The 1516-nt window shown below is 59.0% G+C and carries 2 protein-coding genes; both read right to left on the reverse strand.

The genetic code is table 11. From position 1 onward, the window contains the following. On the reverse strand, window positions 1–1082 hold a 1082-nt coding region (locus tag LL253_RS19610), incomplete at its 3' end, for a hypothetical protein (RefSeq protein WP_228228196.1). Beyond that, window positions 1079–1390, reverse strand: coding sequence for a PadR family transcriptional regulator (locus LL253_RS19615; protein ID WP_228228197.1), 312 nt, complete (start codon window positions 1388–1390; stop codon window positions 1079–1081). The genes LL253_RS19615 and LL253_RS19610, both read right to left, overlap by 4 nt. Window positions 1391–1516 lie beyond the last annotated feature (126 nt).

Below are 1516 nucleotides of genomic sequence, written 5' to 3' on the forward strand. Positions count from 1 at the left end.
GGCAGTTCGATGATGAAACCGGCAGATGATCCACTTATCGAATGCCGATCCGTGTTCAGACTACCCCGGCCACCTCTGCCTATGGCGGCTGCCATGATCACCGTGAACCAAGTTGCGCCGAAAGCGGCGTAAGTTGCGCGGTTGTCGGCATCGCGGCTCCAACCGGCTAAAGCCGGAACCAAGAGCAACGCCATGCCCCCCAACACTGCCAGACCGGCACTGACGTGAACTTCGAATGACGAGTAGAGGATCTGATCGACATAGGGGACAGCTGGCAGTGTATCGGCACGAACCAGCGTTACCGCAAAACCGGTGAGGCCGAAGGCCAGGGCTAGGGAGGCATGCTTATCACGGCGTACAATCGCTATCGCGGCAAGGCATAGCGCGAGCATACCGGCCATGCCCCGGTCAGGCTGAAGCGCAATAGCAGCAGAGGCAGCAATGATGCCGCCGGTCGATAGCGCGCTACGGATTGACGAGAAGGCGACGAGCATCACCGGCAGCAGGATTAGGCTGGGTTGGATGGCCAGTCCGCCCAAGTTCACCCAGCGCGCAGCACCATCAACCTTGGAACCAAGAAGGGCGGTCGCCAGCAGCGCGCCTGCCATGGTGATAATCGCACCGTTTATCCATCGCTGACCCGTCACTTCAGTGCGGTCTAGCAGCGCCAGCATCGTCAGGCCGATAGCCAATGCGCCAAGGTTGATCCCAAGATAGCGCATCGGCGCGCCAGCGATTGCCATATAAACAATGCCAAGTATGACTGCGCTAATCGCACAGATGATGCCGATAGTGCGAGGACGACCTAAGGTGGCGTCGACGATGTTCATGGTCGATCCTTCCGAAAGCGGAGCGCGTTCGCCGATGAGCGAGGCGAAGATTTGGATTAGATGCGATGCGAGTGCACGCGGCATGAGTCCGCAAAGGCTGTTGAGCGTGAACAGGAGCGCCTTGGTCTCGTTCGGGATGGCGGCGGCTTCGTAACGGACCGCCCAGCCCCACGACTGCAACGGTGAGGGCAGCGTCGCTTGCAAGGCGCGGCATGCCAGATCAATCAGGCAACGGCGAAGACCCGCACTCATATCGTCGCCTCGCGGCGTCGCAAAGCTGGTTTCGCCCCTTGGCCGGGAGGATTAGCGCGGGCAAGTTGTACACCGCTCGCGGTCAGCCGATAGGCGTGCCGTGGAGGACGGCCACCTTCAGTCGGCTGCTGCCATTCCGCTTCGAGATAGCCTTGTGCCTCCAAACGGATCAGAAGTGGATAGAGGGTCCCGGATTTAACGTTGGCAAGCTGCGCCAATTCATAGCCATGTGACCATTTGTCGCCGGCATCGAGCAGAGCGGCGAGGACCAGCCGGGCATGGGGTGAAAGGGCGCGTGTTCGGGACATTGACAATAAATCTATCTATGTAGACTTATTGTCAATGGCATTTTGACAGAGTGTTGATTTCCACTGAGAAGTGACCCGGGTTTTCCATCGAGAAGTGACCCGTCTGCGGATTATGTTTCGGGTGTC

This window comes from Sphingobium soli (genome assembly GCF_020782245.1).
Taxonomy (GTDB): Bacteria; Pseudomonadota; Alphaproteobacteria; order Sphingomonadales; family Sphingomonadaceae; genus Sphingobium; species Sphingobium soli.

Coding starts and splice junctions, on each gene's coding strand:
- LL253_RS19615 (WP_228228197.1), bottom strand. CDS start 1,390: ATGTCCCGAACACGCGCCCTTTCACCCCATGCCCGGCTGGTCCTCGCC.